This window comes from Collinsella sp. SGI.180 (genome assembly GCF_050313455.1).
Classification (GTDB): domain Bacteria; phylum Actinomycetota; class Coriobacteriia; order Coriobacteriales; family Coriobacteriaceae; genus Collinsella.
This window is the reverse complement of record NZ_JBNPLL010000004.1, coordinates 13,576-33,810: the sequence shown is the minus strand read 5'-3', so window position 1 is coordinate 33,810 and position 20,235 is coordinate 13,576. Positions and strand designations below refer to the sequence as shown.

Below are 20,235 nucleotides of genomic sequence, written 5' to 3'. Positions count from 1 at the left end.
ATGCCCTACTCGCCTGCCTTGACGACCATAGAGGCGAAGTCGGCAGCCTTGAGCGAAGCGCCGCCCACGAGGGCGCCGTCAACGTCGGGCTTGGCAACAAGCTCAGCGATGTTGGCGGGCTTGGCGGAGCCACCATAAAGAACGCGGATGCCGTTGGCGAGCTCCTCGCCGAACATCTCCTTGAGGGTCTCACGGATAGCGCCGCAGACCTCCTGAGCGTCCTCGGCGGTAGCGGTCTTGCCGGTGCCGATGGCCCAGATGGGCTCGTAGGCGACGACGACCTGCTGGGGGGAGGTGATCTCAAGACCCTCGAGACCAGCCTTGACCTGGTTCACGACATGCTCGACATAGGTGCCGGCCTCGCGAACCTCAAGGGACTCACCGCAGCAGAAGACGGGAACAAGACCGGCGGCAACGAGAGCCTTAGCCTTCTTGTTCTGGTCCTCATCGGTCTCGTGGAAGTAGTCACGACGCTCGGAGTGGCCGATGATGCAGTAGGTGCAGCCAGCGGACTTGAGCATGTCGCAAGAGGACTCACCGGTGAAGGCACCCTTGGCCTCCCAGTACACGTTCTGTGCACCGAGGGCGATGGGGGCAGCCTGAATGCGGTCATGAACCGTAGTAATGTCGATGGTCGGAGGGCAGACGAGCACCTCGACGCCAGCCGGCACCTCGGGCAGAGCCTGGGCCAGCTCGTCGGCGAGCTTGGCAGCCTCGGCGACGTCGTTGTTCATCTTCCAGTTACCAGCGATAAGAAGGGTGCGATTAGGCATCGAGAAGCGCCTCCACTCCGGGCAGGGCCTTACCCTCGACGAGCTCCATGGAAGCGCCACCGCCGGTGGAGATCCAGCTCATCTTGTCGGCCAGGTTAAACTTGTTGACGGCTGCGACGGAATCGCCACCACCGATGATCGAGGTGCAATCAGCCTCGGCGACAGCCTCGGCGATAGCCTGGGTGCCGTGAGCGAAGTTGTCGAACTCAAAGACGCCCATGGGGCCATTCCAGAATACGGTCTTGGCGCCCTTGACGGCCTCGGCGTAGAGCTCCTCGGTCTTGGGGCCGATGTCCATGCCCTCACGGTCGTCGGGGATAGCGTCGGAAGCGACAACCTCGGGGACAGCGTCCTCGCCAAAGTGGTCGGCAACACGGTTGTCGATGGGGAGCAGGATCTTGACGCCCTTCTCCTCGGCCTTCTTGAGCATCTCGCCAGCGCGCTCGACCCAGTCCTCTTCCTTGAGGGACTGACCGACGGTCATGCCCTGAGCCAGGAAGAAGGTATAGGCCATGCCGCCACCGATAATCAGGGTGTCGGCGGAGTCGATAAGGTGATCGAGAACGCCGATCTTGGAGGAAACCTTGGAACCGCCGACGATGGCGACGAAGGGACGCTCGGGCTCGGCGAAGATACCGGTCAGCGTGTCGACCTCCTTCTCCAGAAGGAAGCCAGCGACTGCGGGCAGGTAAGCGGCGGGACCCACGACGGAACCCTGGGCGCGGTGAGCGGTACCGAAGGCGTCGAGAACGAAGACGTCGCCATAGGAAGCGAGGGTCTTGGCGATCTCGGGATCGTTCTTCTTCTCACGCTTGTCAAAACGGACGTTCTCGAGAACGAGGACCTTGCCCGGCTCGACGGCGGCGACGGCCTCGGCGGCCTTCTCGCCATAAGTGTCGGCGACAAAAGCAACATCGAGACCAGAGAGCTCGGCGAGCTTCTTGGCGACGGGCTCGAGGGAAAGCTCGGGCTGGAAGCCGGTGCCCTCGGGACGGCCGAGGTGGCTCATGAGGATAACGCGAGCATTGTGCTCAACGAGATAGTTGATGGTGGGCAGGGCAGCCTTGATACGGGTGGTGTCGCCAACGACGCCATCCTTGATGGGCACGTTGAAGTCAACGCGGACGAGAACGCGCTTGCCGTCGACATCGATGTCGCGGACGGTCTTCTTGGTAAAGGCCATGTTTGCTTCTACCTTTCGTACGTGTCTGCCTCCCATTACGGCAGACGATTTCTTATAAAAAGGGCGCGACCTTAGGGTGTAAGCCCTATAAGGCCGCGCCCTTTTTTAGACGCTCAACGAGCTATTCGCTAAAAGCCAAATTAAGCAACGAACTTCTCGAAGTACTTGATGGTGCGGACCATCTGAGAGGTGTAGGAGTTCTCGTTGTCGTACCAAGAGGTAACCTGAACGAGGGTCTGGCCGTTGCCGAGGTCAGAGCACATGGTCTGAGTGGCGTCGAAGATGGAGCCATGGGTCTCGCCGATGATATCGGTGGAGACGATGTCGTCCTCGTTGTAAGCGAAGGTCTCGGAGATGGTGGCAGCGTAGGCCTTCATAGCGGCGTTGACCTCGTCGGCGGTAACCTTCTTGTCAACGACAGCGTAGAGGTTGGTGAGGGAGCCGGTCGGCGTCGGGACGCGCTGGGCGGCACCGATGAGCTTACCGTTGAGCTCGGGGAGAACCAGGCCGATAGCCTTGGCAGCACCGGTGGTGTTGGGGACGATGTTGACGGCGCAGGCGCGGCTACGACGCTTGTTGCCCTTGCGCTGCGGGCCGTCGAGCGGCATCTGGTCGCCAGTCCAGGCGTGAATGGTGGTCATGATGCCGGACACGATGGGAGCGAAGTCGTTCAGACCCTTGGCCATCGGGGCGAGGCAGTTGGTGGTGCAGGAAGCAGCGGAGATGATGTTGTCCTCAGCGGTCAGCGTCTCATGGTTGACGTTGTACACGATGGTGGGCAGATCGCTGCCGGCCGGAGCGGAGATGACGACCTTCTTGGCACCAGCGTTGATGTGGGCCTGAGCCTTAGCCTTGCTGGTGTAGAAGCCAGTGCACTCGAGAACGACGTCGACGTCGAGGTCGCCCCAAGGCAGGTTGTTGGCGTCGGCCTCCTTGTAGATCTTGATCTCCTTGCCGTCAACGGTGATGGAATCCTCGCCAGCGACGACCTCGTGATCGCGAGCATAGTTGCCCTGCGTGGAGTCGTACTTCAGCAGGTAAGCGAGCATATCGGGAGAGGTGAGGTCGTTGATAGCGACGATCTCGGAGCCCTCATGACCGAACATCTGACGGAAGGCCAGACGACCGATGCGACCGAAGCCGTTAATAGCAACCTTTACTGCCATTGTGTCTCCTTTCGTAAGGCCCCCGCAAGCTACAGCGCCCGCCGTTGAGGCCCACAAACTAACCACTCGCCTAATATACCTTTTTTTTGACTTGAATTTCACGAGAATGCTCGAAATTGAAAATCAAATTTGCTTTAAAACGTTTTAAAGCATAAAACAGCAGTTCAAGTACTATATAAACTGCCGCTTTAAACTACCCGTTCGCTTCAATGAGCTTTTCAAGACGCAAAACACGGTGATATAGGGCCGACTTTGACAAAGGAGGGTCGGCCATCTCCCCCAAATCTCGCAGTGAGAGATCGGGATAGCGCTCACGTAAGTCGCAAAAGGCCGCCAAGGCATCCGGGAGCACATCGCGCATGCCGCGTCGCTCAAGCTCCTCGATAAGCGCGAGCTGATGTTGGGCAGCGCCGGCGCTTCTCGTCTGGTTGGCCAGCTCAGCATTCACGCGACGATTTACGTCGTTTTTCACCAACTTGACCGCACGGGCTTCCTCGATTTCGGCAACGCCGCGCTTGGCACCAATCAATTTGAGCAAATGCTCAATCTCCTCGGCGCTCTTGATGTACACGGCATATGATCCTCGCCGGGCGTTGACGCGTGCATGAACCCCGACCTGCTCCAACAGGTCGCAAAGCCCCTTGGCGTATTGTTCGCCCTGCACCGCAATCTCCAGGTGAAAATCGCCACGCGGGTCTGCCACAAAGCCGCCGGCAATCAATGCGCCGCGAATGTAGGCGAGCCTGCAGCAGGGCCGGGCGACGATATGGCGCGGCACACCGGCGACGAGCCCTCCCCTGCGGTCGAGAATGCCCAGCAGAACCAAAGCCTTATCGAGGTCGGGCTGGTCGGGCAAGGTGATGAGATAGTTTCGCACCTTATGCAAGACCGACTTGCGGACGGTAAACTCCGTTTTGAGCTTGAGGATGCGGTGCGTCAGCGTAATCATCGTGCGCGCAACGGCACCCGTCTCGGTCGCAACCGTCAAACGGTACCGACCAGAGCCCGCCAGCGAAAGCGTGCCACTCACACGTGTAAGAGCGGCAAGTGTCGACAGATCGCAATATTCACATTCGGGTTCGCAGCGCGCAAGCTCGTCACGCACCTCGGCGGTAAACGACATTCAAACCTATGCTTTCGTATTGGCACGCGACAAGTCGCGGTGAGAAATGCTCACGTGATACTGAGCACCTTCCAGGTATCGGGCCGTAGCCTCTGCAATGGCAACGCTGCGGTGCTGGCCGCCCGTACAGCCGATGGCAATGGAAAGCTGCGGCTTGCCCTCCGCGATATAACCCGGCATGACCGTATCGAGCAACTGCGTCCAAACCTTCCAGAACTCCTGCGTCTTGGGATGGTCCAGGACAAAGTCGGAGACCTTCTTATCGAGGCCGGTCAACGTGCGCATCTCGGGGTCGTAGAATGGATTAGGCAGGAAGCGAACATCGATCATGATGTCTGCCTCGACGGGCATACCATGCTTAAAGCCAAATGAGAAGACGTGGACGTCCATGAGCTGCTGGTCGGACAGCTCTGAAAAAGCCGCACGCAGCTTATTGCGTAAAGCAGAGGTACGAAGGCGGCTCGTATCGATGATCATATCGGCTCGGTCGCGCACGCCCTGGAGTTGTAAACGCTCGCGCTGGATGGCGTCGGCCGTGGTCTCCCCCGGCTTCGCAATGGGATGGCGGCGGCGGTTTTCGCTGTAGCGGCGAATCAGCACCTCATCAGATGCATCGAGAAACACAATGTCACAGCTCATCTCGCGCTCTTCCAAGGCGGCAACGGCGTCAAGCAGCTCATCAAACAGGCCTTGGCTGCGAAGGTCACAGGTAACAGCAAGATGTCTACCCACACCCGTATTGATGCCAACAAGCTCTGCGAGCTGCGCAATCAGGCGCGGAGGCAGGTTGTCGATACAAAAATAGCCCATGTCCTCAAACACATGCATGGCTTGCGTTCGGCCCGATCCGGACATTCCGGTGATGATGACGATATCGGGAATGCGCTCCGTGCGCTCCGCCACATCCATGGCATCTCCCTTTTGCATGTGCTGCCTCCTAAAATAAGCGCAGGACCCGGCCAGCGGATCCCGCGCGATCAATTGCCTTAGTTGAGTATACCGCCCCAAGCGGATACGAGGCCCGTCTTACGCCTCAAGCGCAGCCTTGAACCAACTCGTAATACTTGTGGGGTGCGTAATGGCAGTGCCAACGACAACGGCCCAGGCGCCGGCGTCAATCGCGGCGCGAGCCTCCTCGGGCGTATGCACACGACCCTCGCAAATAATGGGAAGACCGGGGAACTCCTCGGTTGCCTGGCGCAAAAGCGGCAGGTCGGGGCCGTCTGCCATGGTGCAATCGATGGCGGCGACGCCATGCGAAAGCGTAGTGGAAACCAAATCGAAGCCCATGTCGACCGCGCGGCGGATATCCTCGATCGTGGCGCAGTCCGCCATCAGAAGCACGCCCTCCTCGTGCAGCGGACGAAAAGTGTCCTCGAGCGACTTGCCATCGGGGCGCGGACGATCGGTGGCGTCAATCGCCACGATGTCGGCACCGGCAGCAACGCAGGCGCGGGCGTGACGCAGCGTCGGCGTGATGTAAACGCCCTCGTGTCCATCCTTCCACAGGCCGATAACAGGAACCTCACAACGACCCTTAATGGCAGCAATGTCGGCAAGGCCCTGGCAACGAATGGCGGCGGCGCCACCGAGTTCGCAAGCGCGAGACATTTGAGCCATGGTCTCGGGCGTACGAAGCGGCTCGCCCATATACGCCTGAACGCTCACGATGAGCTTACCCTTCAGGGATTGAATTAAAGGATCGACGGTCATAAGGCTATAACCTTTCTCAGAACAGCCTCCCGAGGCGTGTCGTCTCGGGAGGCTCCTACAGCAGATACGTTTACTTTAACGAGGCAAGAAGATGCTCGGCGGCACCGATAAGCGGTGCGTCGCCCTCCAGAGAACCGATGAGGATCGGCGTGTCCTGAAGCGGATCGAGCGCCTGGCTGGCATAGCCCTCGTGTACCGAATCCTTCCACGTCTGCGAACGCCAATCGGGTCCCTGGTGAATTACGCCACCCGAAAGCACGATGACCTCTGGATCCAGAATGTTGGCGAGCGAGCCCAAGCTAGCGCCCAATGCAAAGCCGGCATCGTGGATGACCTCGGTCGCCTTTGCGTCACCCGCGCGGCACAGGTCGTTCACGTCGCGGCCAACCGAGGGACGGCTGGGGTCAACACGACCGAAGCGCTCGTCGTACATGCGCCCAATCGACGTACCCGAAGCCACCGACTCCAGATGGCCGGAACGCCCGCAGGCGCAGGGAATGCCGGCGGCAGCCGAGCACTCGATGTGGCCCATATGGCCGGCAGCACCATGGAAGCCCTGCATCACGCGGCCGTTCTCGACATATGCGCCTCCGATACCCGTACCGATGCCCAGACACAAGACGGAGAACTTGCCCTTGCCGACGCCCCAATGGGCCTCACCCAGAGCATGAGCCTGCACGTCGCCTACAACGGCAACGGGAAGACCGAGGTCCTCGCGCAGACGCGGCCCCAACTGAACGCCGGACCAGCCGGGCATGATCTCGTTGGCATACGCGATGGCGCCCGTCTTGGGATCGACGACGCCAGCGGCACCGATACCGACGCCAAGGACCTCGACATCGGGATTCGCCTCGAGAGCGGCCTTGATGGACGCCTCGATACGCTGGAAGACGGCCTCACCGCCCTCTTGGGCCTCGGTGGGAACCTCAGCCTCAAATACGGGATGGGGCACGCCGCCATCAGCCGGATATTCCATAATGGCGGTCGCAATCTTGGTGCCACCGATATCAACGGAGCAGATGTACTTGTTCTCCATGTCGCTCTCCTTAGGAGATAAAAACAACTACAGGAAATAAAGGCGGTGTTATCGCCGCAGCTTGCTAAAGGCTTCCCGAGTGCCCGGGGTTGGGGTGAAAGCGGTCGGGCATTGACCTAATGGGTCACGCTCGATCGCTTGAGCCCCAAGATCGGGTGCCCGGGAAAGCTTTACAGGAGACCGTTGTCCTGGAGGACCTTCCTAATCGCCTCGACATTCTCGCCGGTCATGGCCTTCACCGGGCGCGGCATGGTCGGGCTGTCGAAAATGCCCATGAGGTTCATAGCGGTCTTGAAGGCGCCAACGCCACCGGCATAGCCCTGGACGCCCGAGGTGACGTCCCAGATGTGCGAAATCTCATTGAGGCGATCCTGCTCGGCTTTGACGGTAGCCCAGTCACCAGCCTGGGCGGCCTTCCACTGACGCACGTAGCCCTCGGGCTCAACGTTGGCGAGACCCGGGACAGAGCCGTCGGCGCCACCAAGGTAGGCACCGTCGACGACGACCTCATGGCCGGTGAGGATGCTCATCGGATGGCCGTTCTTCTCGTTCTCCTGAACGAGGTAGCGGAACGAGACGTCGTCACCCGAGGAATCCTTGACGCCAGCAAGGACGCCCTCGGCGCCGAGCTTTGCAAGGAGCTTCCAGGGGAGCTTGGTGTGAACGCACACGGGAATGTCATAGGCAAAGATGGGCAGGTCGAGCTCCTCGTGCAGGATGCGGAAATGCTCCTCGACCTCGGTCATGCCCTGCAGGGCATAGAAGGGGCAGGTGGCAACGAGCGCATCGGCGCCCAGCTCCTGAGCAACCTTACCGTGCTCAATCATGCGCTCGGTCTCGGTATCGATGATGCCGACCAGAACAGGAACGCGGTGGTCGACGATTCGAACGGCCTCGGCGATGATCTGTCGACGACGCTCGTCGGTGGAGAAAACGACCTCACCCGAAGAGCCCAGGAAGAACAGGCCATCGACGCCGGCGTCGATCATGCGGTTGATGCTGCGCTCAAAGGAGGCAACGTCGAGCTGGTGATCTTCGGTATCGGGAACAACGACGGGAGGAATAACGCCGGTGAATTTCTGAGTTGCCACAAGAATCTCCTTAGTTGTCTGGCGGGTGGCCCTATGCCGCCCACTCTTGTTGGCAGTGTCCAGGCCGTCTAGGCCAAAGAACACAGGTAGAACGCTTGGTTAAAGAAGTCGACGACTTCGTTTTCGAACGCATTGATGCGTTCGTGAGCATATTTGGCATAGATAATATGCCTCCGGTCACACTCAAGACCGTTGAATACGGCAAACTGGCCCTTGGGATCGCTCACGGCATCCATGAGCGATGTACCCATAAGTACCGATCCGCGCACCCGAGACGACAGCGCTTCGAGGCCGCCGGGAAGCGGATTGGCAACCGCCGTGCAGGCAAGGCCCCGCTCGTCTAGAGCAGAAACCGCCAGCGCGACTCCACCGCCAAGGCCCTCGCCCCATGCAAAGATGCGGTCGGGGTCCATGCCGTCAAGATTGCGCGCGACCTTTGCCATTGCACAGCCCCAGCGGACGCGTTCAACAAAAACGGGCGAGGTAACCCCCTGCTTCAGCTCGCTGAGCCCAATCACATCGTCGTCCAGCGCAAGCACGGCATATCCCATGGCGGCAAACCTCGTCATGTGATGCCATCCACGTACGGGTCGGTCGATGTCATGAAACATCAGGCATAGCGGCACAAGCTCGGATGCCCGGGCACAACCTGAGGGCTCAATCAAACGGCCGTGTACGACTTCCCCGGCAAGTTCAAAGGAAACCTCGGAGTAGCGCGCGCACGGATTGGCGAAATCAATCGCCGTGACAGTCAGTCCGCAAACCTCAAGGTCCGAAGCGGCTGCCTCCAACTCGGAAACATCCGCCAAGGCATCGCCGCGCCAATCACGGAAATCGGAGAGCCTTGACGAAACCGTCCCAGAGATCCCCGCAAGCTCGGGGTCAATCAGCTCATTGACATTGCTCTCGCACTTAGACATGAGCCTCCCCTTCCTTGCAGAAAAACGGAATGATCAGATCGTCAAAATCCTGAATCTCCTCGTGGCCAAAGCCCTCAAAGAACTCATGGCGCTTCTCACAGGTCAGGTTATTGTAGACCGCAAACTGCGTCGCCGGTGGACAGACGATATCAGCCGTTCCCGTGCCAAACAGCACGGGGCATTTGACCATGGGGGCAAAGTTCTTGGAATCGAAATACGCCAGCTTGGCATAGGCCTCGTCAATACGAGTCGAGTCCTCGTCAAACCAGCGAGACCAATAGCGCAGGCCCTCGTAGGCAATGTCGTCGGCATCCAAATCCCAGACCAGGCGGAAATCCGACAGGAAAGGATAGAGGATGGCGGCACGATTGATAAGCTCGCTGTTAAGCGCGCAGGTCGCAATGCCCAAGCCACCGCCCTGCGACGCACCGTTCACAAAAACACGGGCAAGATCGATGCCCTCGAGCTCGCGAACAATGCGGCACAGAATGCGGATATCCTGATGCAAGCGTACGTAGTAGAGATTGGCCGGGTCGCCGTCGATACCGGCAACGATATGCCCGGCAACCGTTGTGCCTTCAAATCCACCAATATCCTCGGAGGGGCCACCCTGACCGGGGCAGTCGAGGGCGACAAGTGCCATGCCCATACCCGCAAACGACGCCTGCTCGAACCAGCTGCGGCTTGCGCCCGGATAGCCGTGGAACTGTAGCACCAGCGGCACGGACTCGTCCGAAACCGGCTTGAGATACTTGGCATGCAGGCGGGCGCCACACATGCCGGTATACCAGAGGTCAAAAAACTGGCAGGTCGCAGCATCGGCAATCGATGCCGCCTCGACCGAATAGTCGATCTCGACGGCGTCAGCCTCGGCCATGCGGTCGTTCCAAAAGAGATCGAAATCTGATGGACGAGCCATGGCGCCCCGATAACCACCAAATTGCTGTTGTAGCTCCTGAGCGCTTGGCATGGCTCGTGAACCCAACCTTTCGAAATCGCAACGAGGGTGCGCCCGGCAAGGGAGCCGGGCGCACAGGAGGGAAAGCGAACCTACTCGCCAAGCTTGGGGTGCAGCAGCGACGGCGCAGCACCGAGCAGCATCTTGGTGTAGGGGTCCTGCGGGTTCTGGAAGACCTGCTTGGCCTCGCCCTGCTCGACGATCTTGCCGCCGTTCATGACGATGATGTCGTCAGAGATGTAGCGGACCGTCTGGATGTCATGGCTAATGAACACCATAGCCAGGCCGAGCTCCTTCTTAAGATCGGTCAACAGGTTGAGGATCTGCGCGCGGACCGAAACGTCCAGAGCCGAGGTGGGCTCGTCGGCGATGATGGCGTCAGGGTTCAACGACAGGGCACGGGCAATTGCCACGCGCTGGCGCTGACCGCCCGAAAGCTGGCCGGGAAGAACCTCGGCGGCAGAGCTGGGCAGACCGGTGAGTTCCAGGAGTTCCTTAACGCGCTTCTCCTGCTCGGCCTCGGTACCCAGGTTGTGGACGCGCATGGGGTCGAGCAGCTGCTCACGAACGACCATGCGAGGGTTGAGTGCCGTCGCGGGGTTCTGGAACACGACCGAGATGACGCGGCCCATGTGACGACGATCCTCGGCAGTACGCTTGGTGACGTCCTTGCCCTTAAAGTAGACCTTGCCACTCGTGGGGGCCTGCAGGCCGCACATGACATTAGCAGTGGTGGACTTGCCGCAACCGGACTCGCCGACGATGCCGATCGTCTGACCGGGCATGAGCTTAATGGTCACGCCTTGGACGGCATGAACCAGATTGGGGTGCAGGATCGAACCGGTACGGGTCCTAAAGGTAACGTGGACATCGTCAAGGAAGATAATCGGCTCGACGCCGTTGACCGCAGTCTCGCTCATCTACATCACCTCCGCATGAGGGGTCAAACCATTTGCCTTGAGCACCTCATCGGGGAGCTCGGAATAGAAGTGCTCGGTGCCGGGCACGCGCTTGAAGACCGGACGGGTGTCCAGGCCGATGTGCGGATGGCTTGAGCGGGGCGCGAAGCGATCGCCCTTGGGGAAATCGCGCGGGCTGGGGACGGCGCCGGGCACCTGGTGCAGGCGGCCCGAACCGCTCTCGATGGACAGAACGGAACCCAGAAGACCGCGGGTGTACTCGTGAATCGGGTTGGTGAGCAGCTCCTTGGTGGGCGCCTGCTCGATAACCTGACCGGCGTACATAACCGTGATGTTATGGGCGACCTCGGCGACCAACGCCAGGTCATGCGAAACGAAGATCATGGCAAAGCCGAGCTTGGCCTGAAGATCGTTGAGCAGCTTAATGACCTGCTTTTGGACGGTAACGTCCAGAGCGGTCGTGGGCTCGTCGCAGATGACCAGCTTGGGGTCGCGGGTAAGGGCCATAGCGATCAGAACGCGCTGACGCTGTCCACCGGAAAGCTCGTGCGGATAGCTCTCGAGCGTGCGCTTGGGATCGAGGCCGACGAGCTCCAGGAGCTCCTCGGCGCTGCGGGTGCCGCCGCGCTTGGTGAGCTGCTTCATCTGGGCGGAGATGAGCATAGAGGGGTTGAGCGAGGACAGAGCGTCCTGATAGACCATGGCGATATCGGTACCGCGCAGGCCGAACCACTCCTTCTTGCTCATCTTAAGCAGGTCACGACCCTCCCAGAGGACCTCGCCGGAAAGATGCTCGTCCTCATCGGTCAGGCCCATGATGGCCAGCGTGGTGATGGACTTACCGCAGCCGGACTCGCCTACCAGGCCCATGGTCTGGCCGGGACGGACGTCAAAGTTGACATGGTCGACGACGTTGATATCACCGTGGTGCTCAAACTGGATGCAGAAATCGCGGACCGAAAGAATCGGCTCAACGGACTCATCGGGCACATGGCGGTCGTTACGCTTGAGCTCGACATCGCGCAGGGCGCCAAGACGGGCGGACAGGGACTGGGCCTGCTCCTTGTAGGCGCGAACGGGGTCGGAGACCAGCAGGTCGGCCTCGCGGCGCTTGGAGGAATCGGTCGGATCCAGAGCGGCGGAAGGAGCAGCGGCCATAGCGTCGGTAATGCCCTCGGAGAGGATGTTGAGCGCCAGGCAGGTGATCATGATGGCCAGACCCGGGAACAGCGCCTGCCACCAACGACCGGCGAGCACGCCACCGCGGGCGTCGGCGAGGATGTTGCCCCACGTAGCAGTGGGCTCCTGGATGCCAGCGCCGATAAAGGTCAGCGAAGCCTCGAAGATGATGGCGTCGGCGACCAGGGTGACGGTGAAGACCATGATCGGGGCAATGCAGTTACGAAGAACGTGCTTGATCAGAATCCACGGAGCCTTGGCGCCGGAGACGATGACCGCGCGGACATAGTCCTCACCGTACTCGGATACGATGTTGGCACGCACGATACGGGCGATCTGCGGGGTGTACATAAAGCCGATCGCAAAGATAATCGACGGCACGGAGTTGCCCAGGATGGAAACGAAGACGGCTGCGAGGGCGATACCCGGGACAGACATGATGATGTCCAGGATGCGCATAATCGTCTCGGAGACGGCCTTGCGCGAAACCGCAGCAAGAGCACCGACAACGGAGCCACAGACCAGAGCCATAGCGGTAGCACCAAAGCCGATGATCAGCGAGTAACGGCCACCGTAGAGCATACGCGAAAGGATGTCACGGCCCTTGTCGTCGGTTCCGAAGATAAACCCGTTGCCGGGAGCCTGGCGAGCCGTAAAGATCTCGACCGGGCTATAGGGGGCAAGAACGGGGGCAAGAATCGCAGTCAGGGCGACCAGCACCAGCACGATGGCGGCAATCTTAGAAGACAGCGTCATCTTCTTCCAGCCACCGAGCTTGAGCCCCTTGGAGGCAGCCTTCTCGAGCTGCTCGGTTTGCTTCTCTCGAATCTTTACCATAATCTACACCGTCCTGATGCGCGGGTTGATGAGCAGGTAGAGCATGTCAACCACGATGTTGATGATGATGAAGGCAAGAGCAACGACGATGACGACGCCCTGAACCAGGTTCGCCTCGTTGCCCTGAACGCCCTGCAGGATCGCAGTACCCATGCCGGGGAGGTTGAAGATGACCTCGATGACGACGGCGCCGCCCATGAGATAGCCAATCTTAAGACCGAGGGTGGTGACCGGGGTGATCAGCGCGTTGCGAAGAACGTTGATGCCGACGACGACCTTCTCGGGAACGCCGGCGCCGCGAGCCATACGGACATAGTCCTTGTCGAGCTCCTCGACCATGGCGGTACGCACGATACGAGTCATCTGACCCGTCAGCGGAAATGCCAAGGCGATGGCGGGCATGATCATGCGTCCCAGATAGCCAGCCGGATTCGTGGTGAAGTGCGGCAGGGCACCCGATGCCGGGAGTACCTTAAGGTAGGAAGAGAACAGCAGGATCAACAGAACGGCAAGCCAGAACGACGGGGTTGCCAAGCCGGCGATGGAAAAGACGCGGATCACTTGGTCCGGCCATTTATCGCGATACAGGGCCGCGATGACGCCGAGCAAAAACGATACGACCGCACCGATGGCAAGACCGATGAAGGTCAGCTGCATCGTGACGGGTAGGGCCGTGGAGATGCGCTTGGCAACGGAGTTGCGAGCAGCACCATAGGTGCCCATGTCGCCATGGATCAAATTGCCCATATAGCGCACGTAGCGCACGGGCCAGGGGTCGTCCAGACCATACTTCTCATGGTACTCGGCAACCGCCTCGGGCGAGGCACCGTCACCCAACGCCGTGTAGGCGGGGTCGGTCTTGGAGAACGACATAAGGAAGAACACCAGGACGGTGACGCCCAATGCCATGATCGGCAGCGCCACGAGACGCCTTCCAATCAAACGTAGAAAGTTGTTCACGTTCTCTCCCCTTTCTTTTGTCGGTAGGACCAACTGGTATATGAGTACGGACACTCATTACAAGACCCGAGCGACATCGTTGCCGCCCGGGTCTTTGTTTCAACTATGAGGATACGGTCCCAACGGCCGACATCCTGCATATAGACTCAAGCGAGTCTTACGCCTTGACGGTCGCGACACCCTTAAAGGACATGCTCGTCGTGCCGATGCCCTTGAAGCCATCGAGGGCCTCGCCGTTGGGCGCAGTGGACGGGTCGTTCCAGGAAGCGGAGACGGTCTTAACGTGGACAACGGGGTACAGAACGGCGTTGTCGGCGATGATGTCGAAGCACTCGTTCCACTTCTTCTGCTGCTCGTCGCCCTCGGCGGCAAGAGCCTCGTCCATAAGGCCGTGGAGCTTCTGCCACTCAGCGGACTCCTTCCACGGGCAACGGGTCTGCATCCAGACGTTGTCGCCGTACCACCAGTTGAGCAGCAGGTCGGGGTCTGCGCCGAAGCAGGAAGGATCGCCAGGGGCAAGGAGGATATCGTAGGCCTCGCCGCCGTCGATGGCAGCATAGGTGGCCGGCGAAGTATCGGTCTGGATGGTCACATCGAAGCCGAGAGCGTCGAGGTCGTTCTTGACCTGGGCAGCCATACCCTTGATCTGCTCGTTATCGGTGGTGCGCAGGGTAATGGCGCCCGGGGTGATACCGGACTCCTCGATAAGCTTCTTGGCCTTCTTGGCGTCGGTCTTGTACACCGTGGAGGCCTCATGATAGTTGGTGAAGCTCTTGGGCAGGTAGCAGCTGGCAGCGGTAGCAAGGCCGGCGAAGGTGTTGCTGATCATCTTCTCGGTGTCGAGCGCATACATGACAGCCTGACGGACCTTGACGTCGTTCCAAGGCTCCTTGGCGACGTTGAACATGATGAAGCGGGTGCCGAAGCCCTGGACGTTGTCGATCTTGCAGCCGGCGCCCTCGAGCTGGTCGACGGCGTCAGCGGTAACGAGCTCCATGACGAGCGTGGAGCCTTCCTGCTGAGCGGTGACGCGAGCGGTGGGGTCGGTCAGGATGCTGTACTGGATCTTCTTATCCTCGGCAGCATACTCACCGTTGTACTCGGGGTTGGGAACCAGGGTGATCTCGGTATCGGAGATAGAATCGTACATCCAGGGGCCGGAGCCGATCGGCTGCTTGGCGCGATCCTCCTCGCTCTGGGCGGCAGGAGTAACGCGAATGATGGCCAGACGATCCTTGAGCAGGGAGAAGTTGGGGACCTTGGTCTTGACCGTCACGGTGCTGGCATCCTTGGCCTCGATGGACTCGAAAGGCTGGAAGAACGGAGCGTAGGTGGCAGAAGCGGCGCAAGCGGTGTAGGAGGCGACGACGTCGTCAGCGGTAACCTCGGTGCCATCGGAGAATTTGGCGCCCTTGCGGATGGTGACCTCGAAGGTGGTGTCGTCCACGGACTTGGGATCATCGGTGGCGAGCTCGTTGAAAGTGCTGTAGTCGTGGTAATCGATGCCGTAGAGGCCCTCGACGACGTGCCAGTTAGCGCCCAGGCCCACGGCGGAGCCGGTGCTGGCGGGGTCGAAGCTGGACGGAGCGTAAGCGGAACCGGCGGTGATCACGCCGCCGCCACGGTTGGCGGAATCGGCGGGAGCGGAACCCTCGTCGCTAGAGCTGCCACCGCAGCCAGTGAGACCAAAGCCGGCGACAGCAGCGACGCTGCCGGTGAGGCCGAGGAACGAACGCCTGGACATACCCTTATTGATGATGGCCATGTCTTCTCCTATCAATAGAGAATCTTACCCGGGAGCACCTAAACTTGCCCCCGCGCAACTTGCGGACGATATATACCTTACCTACCGACAAACCCAACTGAGGTGCCGCGCTCGGCGACCGATACATACATACGCTTGAACGGTATTTACTACCGTTCACCGAATTCGTTGACAAACGATACAGCAGACAGTATGTATCGGCGAGGTGAGATATCAGTCTTCGTCAACCCGCAGGATAGCAGGGTTTTCGCTTGGGTTAGTCAAACGTTTTAGCGTTAATAAAACCCGAAACCAGCAGGCAATCATGGCGAAATAAATGGTTGAAAATCGCGCAATCATGTATATCAGTTGTTTATGCTCGTGTTTAGCTATCGGAATGGCCAGCCGCGGCCTCGGCGCGCTCGGCATTCCATGCAACGAGCGCCTCGTGGACCGCCTTGGCAACATCGGCAGGTATGCCGCGAACTTCCGCGATCTCTTGCTCACTCGCCGCGCGCAACCGCTTCATCGAGCCAAAATGGCGCATAATTGCACGTTTTCTAGTGGGTCCCACGCCTGGAACGTCATCGAGTACCGAAACCGTCATGGCTTTATCGCGCAATTCGCGATGGAACGTGATGGCAAAACGGTGCGATTCGTCGCGCACCTGCTTGATGAGATAGAGCGACGCAGACCCGGTCGGAAGTACGACAGGAGTCTCGTCCCAAGGCACGAAAACCTCCTCATCGGCCTTTGCCAAACCACAAACTGGTATATCGAGCCCAAGGGCCTCAAGTTGCTTAATTGCAGCCGTCAATTGCGGCTTGCCGCCGTCGACAACGAGCAAATCGGGGCGCGAGCCAAAACGTTCGTCGGTCATCCGCTCGGGAGCATAGCGACGCCCCAAAACCTCGGACATCGAAACGAAGTCGTTCGCCTCGTCCAATTCGGCCTGGATTTTAAAGCGGCGGTATTGGCTCTTGTCGGCGTGGCCGTTGGTAAACACCACCATCGAGGCAACCGTAAAGGTGCCATGAAGCGTAGAGATATCGAAGCACTCGATTCGCATTGGCGGCGCAGGTAGTGCCAAGGCGCTCTCAAGCTCCAGGAGCGCTCGATTGGTGCGATCGTCGGCGTATCCCGTGCGCATCATATAACGCATGAGGGCATGACGCGCATTTTTAGATGCCATATCGAGCAACCGGTGTTTTTCGCCGCGCTGAGGCCTATGGAGATGACAGGAACGCTCGCGCTTGTCCGAAAGCCACTCCCCTAGCGCCTCCGCATCCTCAAGCTCGACGGAAAGGTTCACCTCTGCTGGAATATCAGCCGTCTCGTCGTAATAGCGCTTGAGAAAGCCCGACTGAAGCTCCTCTTCATCGACATCCAGGCCCTTATCGAGAATGAACTCACAGGTTCGAACCGTTCGCCCCTCGCGCACAACAAACACGCAGGCGGCCGAAATGGTCTCTTCTCGATAGAAACCAATCACATCGAGATCGACACTCGACGGAAAAACGACCTGCTGTCGGTCGTCCAGGCCCCTAATAACTTCCAAGCGACGCTTGACGCGCGCCGCCCGCTCAAAATCGAGCGCTTCGGCGGCGTCCGTCATCTCGGATGTAAGCTCATCAACGACATCTTTACGATGGCCCGACAAAAATCGCTCGACGCGTTTAACGTTTTTAGCATAGTCGGCTGGAGAGATCGCACCGACGCATGCCCCCGGGCCGCGGCCAACATGGAAGTCAAAGCAGGGGCGCCCGTTTTGAGCGCAAATCATATTGACGATATCTTCTTCGCCCTTGTGGGACTCGACGATACGGCGGCATCGACGCCATTCCGCACAAGAAGCCGAGCAGATCGGGATTACCTTGCGCAGCGTATCAATGGTCTCGCGCGCCGCGCGGCTGTCGGTGTAGGGACCAAAATAACGCGTTCCCGGCTTATGACGCTCACGAGTATATTTAATAGCTGGGAACAGATCACTCTTGGTGATAGCGATAAAGGGATAGCTCTTATCGTCCTTAAGGTCGACATTAAAGTACGGATGGTATTGACCGATCAGGTTGCGCTCGAGCACCAGCGCCTCGTGCTCGTTCTCGACAACGATATAGTCAAAGCTCGCAACCAGCTGCATCATCAGTGGAATCTTTTGGCGCTCGTCCTGCAGCGTCACATATTGACGCATGCGCGAGCGCAGATTTTTAGCCTTGCCAACGTAAATGACATCGCCCTTGGCATCTTTCCAAAGGTAGCAGCCAGGCTGCATGGGCACACGCGAAACCTGTTCGGCAAGCGTTGGAATGTTGTCATGACCTGCCACGACTGCCTACCTGCGGCGAAGAAGCGCGGAGACCTCAGGCATCTTTAGAAGGACGGCAAGGCCAAAAGTCACGGCAAGTGAAACCATGCCCGCGATGCAAACATAGCCCAAGGTAATAAGAATCGATCCGCCAAGCGCTCCGACAAAACTCTCGAGCGCCCACAAAACGCCGGCACCCGCTGCGGCACCCAGGCCGCCGAGCAAAAGGCCATAGAAGCAGCCGTGCAGAATAGATTTAACCTGAAGACCCTGCAGACGACGACGCAGCCACCACAGCGAACAGCCGACCAGAATCACATAGTCGACAACATACGACATCGCAATCGCAGGCATGCCATAGCCCAGCACCACACCAAACAGCAGAACCGAACCAGCCTGACCGATGGCAGAGTATAGGCAATAGCGGCTATAGGGCTTCATGTCGAGCAGCGCCGAGAAGCTCTTCTGCATCAACACGACCACGCCGTAGAGCGGCAGGGAGAGCGCCAGATAAACCAGAAACTCGGACACAAGCGCCACACCCGACTCGTCGAACTTGCCGGCGCAATAAATCATGTTGAGCGGACGGGCAAACACAATGAGATATAGCGCGAAAGGAATCAGGAAGAAGAGCATCTGGGCCACGCCGCGCGAGATACCAACGCGCACGCTGTCATAATCCTTTTCCTGGGCATCGTGCGAAAGCTCGGTATAAAGCGCCGTCGAGAGCGAGGCGGCTATCAAGGCATAAGGCAGTGTGTACCAAAGGCGCGCATAGGCAATTACAGAAGGACCGGTCTCGGGCTGCACCACCAGCGCGGCTGCGTTGGTAATGGAAGTCGACACGAACATGCATACCGTAGCGAGCAACGTCGGGACGCCGAGCGCGAGCGTCTGTCGCAGTGCAGGATCCTTAAAGTCGATATGAATATGAGGCCGGACACCATGCTTACCGAGTGCGGGAATCTGGCACGCCATCTGGACAAAAACGCCAAGCGTCGTGCCGAGCGAAATTAAAACGACGCCCGCCTGCTCACCAAAGCAGTCAGATACGGGAGCGAAGCCCATAAAACTCGCAATGACAATCACATTGTTGAGTACCGGGGCGAACGTCGACCAAAAGTAGTCACGATGCGCGTTAAGAACGCCCGAGAACACCGAGCCCAAGCCGTAGAACAAAATCTGAATGGCAAAGAAACGGAACATGAATGCAGCGGTATCCATGCTTCCGCCATCGCCCGAAAGGAACGACTGCGTCCAGATAAAGCCCGGAGCAAACACGGTGCCCAACACCGAAATGCCGCCCAGCAGCAAAAGCAGGATGCCGAGCAGATTACCTACGTATTCGTTTGAGGCGTCGCGACCCTGCTCACGACGCACGCCCATGTACACCGGCAAAAAGGCGGTAACCAACATACCGCCCATCACGAGCTCATAGAGCATATTGGGCAGGTTGTTGGCGACCTGATAGGAAGACGAAAGCAGCGACATGCCGATGGCGGCAGCCATAGCCCAAGTACGGATAAACCCGGTGACGCGCGACACAATGGTCAGTGCAGTCATGAGGCCGGCAGAACGGCCAACCGTAGAGTAGTCCGACGAGCCCATATCATCTACGTCGTCCTGTGATTGGGGGCTGACTTCAGTGTGTTGTCGAGAATCAACCTCGATATCAGGCTCATCGATTATCGCGAAGGGGTCGTCGACCAAAACGGCATCATCGGCAGAAAAAGCTCCGTCAACAGGCGTGACATCGTTGTCAAACGAAGCGTCATCGTTAGCTACGGCATTATTACCAAACACCGTGTCAACTTCCCTGGCGGCAGCGGTTCGACCAGAAAACGACAATAGATCCCAATCATCGTCCTCAACAGCAACGCCCTCGACCGGATCGGTCGAGCCGAGCGGTGACCACTCGTCATCCAAAAGCAACTGCTCGCCATCACCGTCGGTTGCAGGCCTCGCGGGACGATCGGCTGGGACACCCTGCAGTGCGCCCTTTCCCTGAGCCGCCATCAAAAACACCGCCGTCTCATCGGGACGCGGCGCACGAGACGCCCCGGCGTCAGGCATCCGTCCGGCACGGGATTGAGCCGCGGCCAAAAACACCGCCGTCTCATCGGGGCGAGCCGAAGAGAGAATCGTACGGGGAGGCACCGTACCGGCACCGGCGGCACGCAAATACACAGCCGTCTCCCCTGGATCTGCAGCAACGGACCAAGCGTTTCGAATCTGGTCATCGACCGAAGAAGCCTCAGGCGCGGGCGTCTGAGAAGCCGAACCCTTTGCAAAGTGAGCTCCGCGCTTCGATTCTTCCTGCGGCATCG

General features: G+C 59.3%; 16 protein-coding genes. All 16 read right to left on the bottom strand.

Annotated features, from left to right (window positions below):
* Window positions 1-5 precede the first annotated feature (5 nt).
* Window positions 6-773 (bottom strand): triose-phosphate isomerase, encoded by a 768-nt coding sequence (gene tpiA / locus ACQRAP_RS02690; RefSeq protein WP_427794834.1) that lies wholly within the window; start codon window positions 771-773, stop codon window positions 6-8.
* Window positions 766-1,956 (bottom strand): phosphoglycerate kinase, encoded by a 1,191-nt coding sequence (locus ACQRAP_RS02685; RefSeq protein WP_304212190.1) that lies wholly within the window; start codon window positions 1,954-1,956, stop codon window positions 766-768. The genes tpiA and ACQRAP_RS02685 overlap by 8 nt, the downstream gene beginning before the upstream one ends.
* 140 nt (window positions 1,957-2,096) lie before the next feature.
* Window positions 2,097-3,122: a type I glyceraldehyde-3-phosphate dehydrogenase gene (gene gap, locus ACQRAP_RS02680; protein WP_154517458.1), complete on the bottom strand. Its 1,026-nt coding sequence runs from the start codon at window positions 3,120-3,122 to the stop codon at window positions 2,097-2,099.
* Between the two features lie 193 nt (window positions 3,123-3,315).
* Complete coding sequence (gene whiA / locus ACQRAP_RS02675; RefSeq protein WP_427794833.1) at window positions 3,316-4,245, bottom strand: DNA-binding protein WhiA; 930 nt, start codon at window positions 4,243-4,245, stop codon at window positions 3,316-3,318.
* Between the two features lie 6 nt (window positions 4,246-4,251).
* On the bottom strand, window positions 4,252-5,172 hold the full coding sequence (gene rapZ / locus ACQRAP_RS02670; protein ID WP_427794376.1) for an RNase adapter RapZ: 921 nt from the start codon (window positions 5,170-5,172) through the stop codon (window positions 4,252-4,254).
* Window positions 5,173-5,271: 99 nt separating this feature from the next.
* A complete protein-coding gene (locus tag ACQRAP_RS02665; RefSeq protein WP_154517496.1) occupies window positions 5,272-5,958 on the bottom strand; it encodes an N-acetylmannosamine-6-phosphate 2-epimerase in 687 nt (228 codons plus the stop codon).
* Window positions 5,959-6,028: 70 nt separating this feature from the next.
* Window positions 6,029-6,994 (bottom strand): ROK family protein, encoded by a 966-nt coding sequence (locus ACQRAP_RS02660; protein WP_427728775.1) that lies wholly within the window; start codon window positions 6,992-6,994, stop codon window positions 6,029-6,031.
* A gap of 170 nt (window positions 6,995-7,164) precedes the next feature.
* Window positions 7,165-8,085 carry a dihydrodipicolinate synthase family protein gene (locus ACQRAP_RS02655; RefSeq protein WP_427718650.1) on the bottom strand — a complete coding sequence of 307 codons (921 nt, stop codon included), beginning with the start codon at window positions 8,083-8,085 and terminating at the stop codon, window positions 7,165-7,167.
* 68 nt (window positions 8,086-8,153) lie between these two features.
* Window positions 8,154-9,005, bottom strand: coding sequence for an acetylxylan esterase (locus ACQRAP_RS02650; protein WP_154517502.1), 852 nt, complete (start codon window positions 9,003-9,005; stop codon window positions 8,154-8,156).
* The gene (locus ACQRAP_RS02645) at window positions 8,998-9,975 is read right to left on the bottom strand and encodes an acetylxylan esterase (RefSeq protein ID WP_154517505.1); all 978 of its coding nucleotides are present in this window, start codon (window positions 9,973-9,975) and stop codon (window positions 8,998-9,000) included. Before ACQRAP_RS02645 ends, ACQRAP_RS02650 begins: the two co-directional genes overlap by 8 nt.
* Before the next feature lie 80 nt (window positions 9,976-10,055).
* The gene (locus ACQRAP_RS02640; RefSeq protein WP_154517508.1) at window positions 10,056-10,883 is read right to left on the bottom strand and encodes an ABC transporter ATP-binding protein; all 828 of its coding nucleotides are present in this window, start codon (window positions 10,881-10,883) and stop codon (window positions 10,056-10,058) included.
* Window positions 10,884-12,899, bottom strand: coding sequence for a dipeptide/oligopeptide/nickel ABC transporter permease/ATP-binding protein (locus tag ACQRAP_RS02635; protein WP_427728769.1), 2,016 nt, complete (start codon window positions 12,897-12,899; stop codon window positions 10,884-10,886). It abuts the gene before it with no gap.
* 3 nt (window positions 12,900-12,902) lie between these two features.
* The gene (locus tag ACQRAP_RS02630; RefSeq protein WP_370450641.1) at window positions 12,903-13,859 is read right to left on the bottom strand and encodes an ABC transporter permease; all 957 of its coding nucleotides are present in this window, start codon (window positions 13,857-13,859) and stop codon (window positions 12,903-12,905) included.
* 157 nt (window positions 13,860-14,016) lie between these two features.
* A complete protein-coding gene (locus ACQRAP_RS02625; RefSeq protein WP_427718660.1) occupies window positions 14,017-15,624 on the bottom strand; it encodes an ABC transporter substrate-binding protein in 1,608 nt (535 codons plus the stop codon).
* A gap of 364 nt (window positions 15,625-15,988) precedes the next feature.
* Window positions 15,989-17,875, bottom strand: coding sequence for an excinuclease ABC subunit UvrC (gene uvrC / locus ACQRAP_RS02620; RefSeq protein ID WP_154517564.1), 1,887 nt, complete (start codon window positions 17,873-17,875; stop codon window positions 15,989-15,991).
* Between the two features lie 60 nt (window positions 17,876-17,935).
* Entirely contained in the window at window positions 17,936-20,233 is a 2,298-nt protein-coding gene (gene murJ / locus ACQRAP_RS02615) for a murein biosynthesis integral membrane protein MurJ (protein ID WP_427794832.1), read from the bottom strand.
* Window positions 20,234-20,235 lie beyond the last annotated feature (2 nt).